Annotated in this window: 6 protein-coding genes; all 6 read right to left on the bottom strand. The window is 68.0% G+C overall.

Features of this window, described 5'->3' with window-relative positions; all coding sequences use genetic code 11:
* Positions 1 to 259: 259 nt before the first annotated feature.
* The gene (locus QSK25_RS04205) at positions 260 to 1,132 is read right to left on the bottom strand and encodes an aminoglycoside phosphotransferase family protein (protein ID WP_285633089.1); all 873 of its coding nucleotides are present in this window, start codon (positions 1,130 to 1,132) and stop codon (positions 260 to 262) included.
* A gap of 126 nt (positions 1,133 to 1,258) precedes the next feature.
* On the bottom strand, positions 1,259 to 2,488 hold the full coding sequence (locus tag QSK25_RS04200) for a glycosyltransferase (RefSeq protein WP_285633085.1): 1,230 nt from the start codon (positions 2,486 to 2,488) through the stop codon (positions 1,259 to 1,261).
* Positions 2,489 to 2,526: 38 nt separating this feature from the next.
* The gene (locus QSK25_RS04195) at positions 2,527 to 3,630 is read right to left on the bottom strand and encodes an agmatinase family protein (protein WP_285633082.1); all 1,104 of its coding nucleotides are present in this window, start codon (positions 3,628 to 3,630) and stop codon (positions 2,527 to 2,529) included.
* Between the two features lie 9 nt (positions 3,631 to 3,639).
* Positions 3,640 to 4,599 (bottom strand): ACP S-malonyltransferase, encoded by a 960-nt coding sequence (locus QSK25_RS04190; protein WP_285633079.1) that lies wholly within the window; start codon positions 4,597 to 4,599, stop codon positions 3,640 to 3,642.
* Positions 4,600 to 4,676: 77 nt separating this feature from the next.
* Positions 4,677 to 6,137 (bottom strand): class I adenylate-forming enzyme family protein, encoded by a 1,461-nt coding sequence (locus QSK25_RS04185; RefSeq protein ID WP_285633076.1) that lies wholly within the window; start codon positions 6,135 to 6,137, stop codon positions 4,677 to 4,679.
* Positions 6,138 to 6,310: 173 nt separating this feature from the next.
* Positions 6,311 to 7,159: a thioesterase II family protein gene (locus QSK25_RS04180; protein ID WP_352235706.1), complete on the bottom strand. Its 849-nt coding sequence runs from the start codon at positions 7,157 to 7,159 to the stop codon at positions 6,311 to 6,313.
* Between the last annotated feature and the right edge of the window lie 45 nt (positions 7,160 to 7,204).

The following is a 7,204-nucleotide window of genomic DNA, read 5'->3' as shown; positions in this document are numbered from 1 at the left end:
CGGTGACAACGCGCTCACCGTACGCACAAACCCGAGGCGGCGTCGAGGGGGTAGTGAAACTTTCTCATATACGTAACCTGACGAATGGCACCAGATGGCGGGGCGCCTTACTCCGGTTCGCGGCTAGCGCGACGTGCTATGCCGGGTGAGGGTTTTCATCCCGTCCAGAGGGACAGACACCAGCCGTTCACCAAGATCGGTTTTTGACGAAGCCGGTGCGCCGCAACGCTCCAGCCCGTCCACAACGGACGGAGCCGCGTCAGCCGTCCCAGCCGGGGCAGAGCTGGTCGAGCGTGCGGGTCGCGATGTCCGCGAGGAACCTGTTGGTGTCGCGGTAGTACGGCAGTGCGATCACGGCGAGGTGCAACGCCCAGCCTCCCGCCCGAGCCCAGGTGGCGTCGTCGAACTCGCCCAGCTCGCGCCGGAACCGCGCGCGCCCGCGTTCGTCCAGGTAGAGCCACGCGGTCATGAGGTTGGCCGCCGGGTCACCGACGCCCGCGCTGCCCCAGTCGATCACGCCGGTCAGCTCGCCCTCGCGGAACAGCAGGTTGCCGACGTGCAGGTCGGAGTGGAGCCAGCGGCCGGGCTCGTCCCAGCTCGGGGCGGCGAGCGCGTCCTCCCAGACGGCCGTCAGCGCCGGGCTGCCGCCCAGGGCCGCGATGTTGACGCGGACCGCTTCGTCGTCGTCGGGTGTGACGGGCCGGCCCCGGTTCGGGGTCCACGTCCGGTCGGTCGCGTCCATCGCGTGCAGCGACCGGACCACCTCGGCGAGCGCGAACGGCGTGTTCTCGCTGACGTCCTCGATCGGCGCCAGGTCACCTTCGATCCAGCGCACCACCGACCACTGGTACGGGTAGCGGTCGTCCGGCAGGCCGAGCGCGACGGGTTCCGGTACCGCGACCGGCACGTGCGGCGCGACCAGCGGGACGATCGCCGCTTCCTTGGCCGCCTCGTTCCAGGCCCACTCCCGCCGGGGCAGCCGCACCGCCAGCTCGTCACCGAGCCGGAACAGCGCGTGGCTGGTGCCGCCGTGCCGCACCTCGCGCAGCGGCAACCCCTGCCAGCACGGGAACTGGGTGCGAACCAACTCGGCCGCCAGCGACACGTCGATGGCGATCTCGCCGTCCAGCATCGATCAGCTCCCCCAGGTCTCCGGTGCCCTCCCAGGCAACACGGGCGAGCCGGTCGGAGCAACCCGTTTACGACGTCGACGGGCCCACCCGCGCGAAGCAGGTGGGCCTGTCGGCAACGCTCACGGTCAGGAGTTCGGCACGAGCGACTCCAGGTACGGCAGGACGGACTCGACCGGCGGCAGGGCGAGCATCTCCTGACGAGCGCGCCGAATCTCCTGCTCGATCGCCGACGAGGAGAGCACGGCCTGGCAGGTGTCGTGCACGGCGGCCGCGGTGGTCGCGGGGATCACCTTGCCCAGCCCCAGCTTCTCCAGCTGGTCGGCGTTGAAGGGCTGGTCCCCGAACTGCGGCAGCACCGCCATCGGCGTGCCGGCGATCATCGCCTCGCGGATGCTGTTGTAGCCGCCGTGGGTGATGAACAGGTCCGCGCACTGCAACAGCAGCGGCTGCGCCATCTGGTTCACCACGAGCACGTTGGCACCGAACTCGACGCCGTCCGTGGGCAGCCCGCCGGTGGCGAGCACCGCGTAGCAGTCCAGTTCGGACAGTCCGGCCGCCAGGGACTGCAGCAGCACCTTGAACGGGTCGACGTCGGACGGTGGACCGTACTGGGCGAACTGCCACAACGCCTTCAGCACGGTCCCCATGGCGGCGACGACGAGTGGTTTGTCGGTGGGCAGGTCGGCGATCTCCCGGGACAGGACCTCGTCACGGGCGACGATGGCCGGTTGCCGGTAGCGGATCGCGGGAGGCAGGTCGAAGGCCGAGAACGCGTACCGCTCCGGCACCGAGTCGAACCGCCCGTACCGGTACAGCGCACCGGGATCGGACCTGGGCGTGAGTCCCAGTTCCTCCCTGCGCTCGTTGAGCGGGCCGACGAGGCGTTCGATGTCGATCAGCGGCGTGGTCCCGGACGGGCCCGCGACGTGCGGCAACCCGAGCTCCTCCGCGACCAGGGTGATGGCGACCTCCGCCGAGTCCCTGACCACGATGTCCGGCCGGAAGTCCTTGGCCAGCGCCATGATCAGCTGGTACGTCGGGGTGATGTGCGGTCCGCCGGCCATCACCAGCATCTCGTCGAACACCGTCATCGCGGGTGGCGGCCGCTCGGGCAACCCGGACTCCGCGGCCTCGCGGGCCCTCGTCTGGGCACCGGCCGCGATCACCGCCATGATCGAGTCGGACATCTCGGGCAGCACCGCCTCGACGCGCACCGCCTCGCCCGCGTAGACCGGTGCCAGCGAGGGCGGTAGCACGACCAGGACCTCGTGGCCCGCTTCGGCGATGGCGCGCACCAGCGGGAGCATGTCCCGCGCGTGGCCCTGAGATCCTGTGATGCTGGTGAGGACTCGCATTGCGAACCCAGCCTCTCTCGAGAACGGAACGGGATCGTTCACTTCATCGGGAACTTGACCTGCCCGGACACGATCGGGTTCACGTAGTTGGTGCTGCTGATCTGCATCTTGCGCATGGCGAGCCCGGTGATGACCTCGAACACCGCTCGCCGGGCGTTCAACGCCGTGGAGTAACCGGGGTCGATGTTGGGCGCCACCTCGACGACGTCCATGCCGATCACGTTGGTCTCGTGCGCCAGCCTGCGCAGCGCGGGGAAGAGCTCGCGGGTGCTCAGTCCGGCGGGCTCCGGGGTGCCGGTGCCGGGCGCGTGGCTCGGGTCGAGGACATCGATGTCGAGCGACAGGTACACGTTGGGCACGTGCGAGACGTCGGCGATGAGCTTGTCGATCACCGCGTTCATCCCGACCCGCTCGATCTCGGCCATGAAGTGGGACTTCATGCCCTGCCGCCGCATCCAGTTGAACTGCTTGTCGTCGGGCGCGGAGTGGGCGCGCAGGCCGCACTGCACGATGTTCGTGCCGGGGATCTTCTCGTCCTCGATGAGCCGGTAGATCGGCGTCGTGTGGCTGACCGTGTTGCCGTAGACCTCGGCGTGGCAGTCGGGGTGCGCGTCGAAGTGCACGACAGCGACGGAACCGGGGCCGTGGACCTCGTTGAGCGCGGCGACGCTCGGCCACAGCAGCGTGTGGTCGCCGCCGAGCAGGATCGGCGTCGCGCCCACCGAGGCGATCTCCGTGACCATCTCCTTGATGGGCTCCATGGAGTTGGGGTGGCTGAAGGGATCCACGGCGGCGTCGCCGTAGTCCACCACCCGCAGCTGCTGGAACGGGTGCACCCTGGTCGAGGCGTGCACCAGGTCCTCGTAGTTGTTGAACAGGTACCGCTCCTCGGAGCGGATGGCGCGCGGGCCGAAGGCGGCGCCGCGGTGACCGACGGACTGGTCGAGCGGAACACCCATGATCGCGACGTCGACCTCGCCGGCCCGCAGGTCCTCCTGCGTCAGGCAGACCGGCACGCCCATGAAGGTCGCGATGCCCGAGTACGCGGGCTGGGCGAAGTTCCGGCGCAGGTCGATCGGTCCCGGTGTCCGCTGGGGGTTGATGGACGGTTGGATCCGGTGCGGCCAGCTCTCGTCGATCACGGTAGTGCCTCAGCTCTTTTTCGCGGGTTTCAGTGCCGTCTTCGGTGTCACAGCGGTGACACGGAAGTTCTTGGTCGTGCAGTGGAGTCGGTGGAAGAGGTTGTCGGCCCCGGTGAACCAGAGCTCGGACACGCCTTCCGCCTGCAACCCGGACACGACGTCCGGCCAGTTGATCGGCTGGTCGAACGTGTCGAGCAGCATCGTGCGCATGTCGTCGGCGGACGTGACGACCGCGCCGTTCTGGTCGGCGATCACCGGCATCCGCGGCGCCGCGACCTCGTAACGCGAGAACACCTCGTCCTCCGCCTTGCGGCGCAGGTCGCCGAAGGCCCTGGCGTGCACCGGCGGCCGCATCGAGTACATGGAGTACCCGCCCGCCGCCCGGATGCGCTGCTTGAAATCGTCCAGGAAGGACTCACGAACGGACACGAAGTAGAAGTCCGAGTCGAGGAATCCGGAGATCTCGTGCCACTCCCCCCGTGCCTCCATCTCCGCGAGGATCTCCATCGTCCGTTCCTTCGGAGCGCGGACGAACGACTGGGTGACGACGTCGGAGTACTGGGTGGAGAAGAACTCCTCCTCGCACCGGGCGAGCTCCGCCGTCATCCGCACGACGTCGGCGAACGGCAGCGACCCGACGAACGCGGTCGCCGCCTTCTGCCCGAAGCTCGGGCCGACGCACACGTCCGGGGACAGCCCCATCACGTCGACGGCCCGGTCGGCCAGAGCCACCGAGTTGATCAGGAACGCGATCTGGGTCGCCTCGGAGTACTCGTCGTCGGCGCCGCGGAAGCGTTCCAGCACCGAGTACCCCAACGCCTCGTCGGCGGCGGCCAGCCGCCGGCGGGCGTAGCGGTCGAGCACCATGTACCTGCCGACGTCGGCGAAGCTGGACGGTCCCATCCCAGGAAACACGATGGCGGTGCGACCCTGTTCGGCCTCGGTCGTTGTGTTCTGGTTCTCCTCCACGGTGTTCCCCTCCCTCCCCTGGATGCCCAGTGGCTCTGGCAAAGCGGTTGTGTTGACTGACATCGACGGTCGAACGCTCAGACGGTCAGGCGTGCGGCCTCTTCCTCGAGGGTCTCCGCGGCCACGCCCTCGACGCTGTTCAGCGCCATCTGCTCCAGCTGCAAGCGGTCGGGCTTCCCGTTGGCGTTCAACGGGAACCGGTCGAGCACCTGCACGCGGTTGGGCCACTCGTAGGCCGGCAGCACCTTGCAGAGCAGCTCGCGCCAGAACCGCGGCGCGCGGTTCAGCGAGTCCTCCACGAAGAACACCAGCTGGCAGCCGCGGCGGTCGTCGGGCACAGAGACGACCTTGGCCGAACAGCCCTTCTCGGCGACCTGGCGCTCGATGATCTCCGGGTACAGCGTGTACCCCATGCGCGTCACGGCGAACTTCCTGCCGTACACCGACAGGTTGCCGTGCTCGTCCAGGCTGCCGAAGTCGCCGGTGTGGTACCACGTCTCCCGGTGCGGCACGAGCGTGCCGTCCTCGGCGAGGTAGCCCTCCATCACGTCCGGGGTGTAGACGAGCACCTCGCCGATCTCGCCGGCGGGCACCTCGTTGCCGTCGTCGTCGACGACCTTGAGCGCCAGGCCTTCCATGGCCTGGCCGCAGACGAAGGGGTTCTCGAGCGTGGCGAACGAGACGTTGCCCATCTCGGTGCTGCCGTAGCTGTCGAGCAGCGGCAGGCCGAACCTCTCCACGTAGTCCTGGCTCAGCTTGGGGTCGAGCGGCGCGGCACCGCTGCAGAACATGCGCACCGTGATGAGCTTCAGCCCGGCGTCCGCGCGCTTCTCCACGATGTTGAGCATGCTGCGGTAGGTCGAGGGAGTGGCGTCCACGACGGTGACACCGGTCTGGCCGGCCATCACCAGCGCGCGGTCGATCCGGCGGTAGGGCGCCACCACGAGGGAGCAGCGCTCCTGCCACGCGATCAGCACCATGGACAGGCCGTACTGGTGCGAGAACGGCAGCAACGGCATCAGCACGTCGCCCTCGCGGTGCCCGACCTGGGCCGCGTTGCGGCGGAGGTTCTCGAGGAACTTGCCGCCGGACTTCACGATCCCCTTGGCGGTGCCCGTCGAACCGGACGACCACATGAGCAGCCCGTCCGGGCGCTCGGCCCACTCGGTGAAGTCGAGCTTGTCGCGCAACGGGATGCGGCTGGCGGCGGCCACCAGCAGCTCGTAGACGTAGATCTTGCTCTGGTCGTGGGTGAGCGGCGCGTCCTCGTCGACGATGCACATCTTCACGCCGGCCTGGTCGGCGATCCGCCGCGTCTGCTCTGCGCGCTGCTGGCTGTCCACCATGACGATGGACGCCCCGGTGTGCATCAGCGCGAGCAGCGTGATGACCCAGCCGGCCGAGTTGCCCGCCTTCAGCATCACCCGGCAACCGTGGCCGATACCGTTCTCACCCAGCACGTCGGCCACGCGCAGAGCGTTCTGTTCGATCTCGGAATAGGTCTGCACCGAGTCGGTCGAGAAGAGTTTCGCGGTCATCTGCGTCACTCCTCCTTCCTCTTGCTCGACGGGCTGCGGAGAAGCGCAGCGAAAAGTGGTTCTGAAGCACTGCGGTCCCGCGAGCTGAACATCCGCACCGCTGGATCCTTTTCTAAAACAATCGTATTCTTCACGATACGACAGGGGAACCCCTACCCAATATGGGGAAACCCCTAAAGGACACCCCTAGGCTGCCCCAGAAATGCGGCCGCCGAGTCCACCAGCCGATCCAGGAGAAGATCGGTGACGCGGTCCTGGTGGGCGCTGAGGTAGAAATGCCCGCCGGGGTAGACCTGGAGTTCGAACGCACTGGCGGTGTGTTCCGACCACGCCCTGGCTTCCTCGATGGTCGCCTTGGGATCGCTGTCACCGACCAGCACGCTCACCGGGCACGACACCTTCGCGCCGGGCTCGCAGCGGTACGTCTCCACCGCCTTGTAGTCGGCCCTCACCACGGGAATGACCAGGCGCAACAGGTCCTCGTTGCCAAGCAGCCGGGAGTCGGTGCCGCTCAGCGTCTGCAACTCCTCGACGATCGCCCGGTCGTCCTTGAGGTGCACCTGGTCGTCGCGGTAGCGCGACGGGGCGCGCCGGCCGGAGGCGAACAGGGCGACCGGGGGCCGTCCCCGCCGCTCCAGCCCGCGCGCCACCTCGAAAGCGACGGTGGCGCCCATGCTGTGACCGAAGAGCGCGATCGGCCTTTCGTCCGACCACGGGTCGAGCGCCTCGACGATCAGATCTGCCAATTCTGTGACGGATTCGACGCACGGCTCGTTCCTGCGGTCCTGCCGGCCGGGGTATTGAACCGCCAGCACCTCCACCTCGGGCGTCAATGATTCCGACACCGGGTAGTAGAAGCTCGCCGATCCTCCCGCGTGCGGCAGGCAGACCAACCGGACATTCGCGTCCGGGTTCGGATGAAATCGGCGGATCCACAGGGCGGTGTCCACAGCTGCCGGTAGCATGGCAGATCGTTCCTCTCGAGACGTCACCGGAAGTGCGCATACCTCCAGGCTGAGCACAGGGTGTCTGAAAATTGAAAGATTGATTTCCCGTCACGCGCTACG

This window comes from Lentzea sp. NBRC 102530 (assembly GCF_030269365.1).
In the GTDB taxonomy this organism is placed as follows: Bacteria; Actinomycetota; Actinomycetes; order Mycobacteriales; family Pseudonocardiaceae; genus Lentzea.
This window is presented reverse-complemented; position numbering and strand designations above follow the sequence as displayed.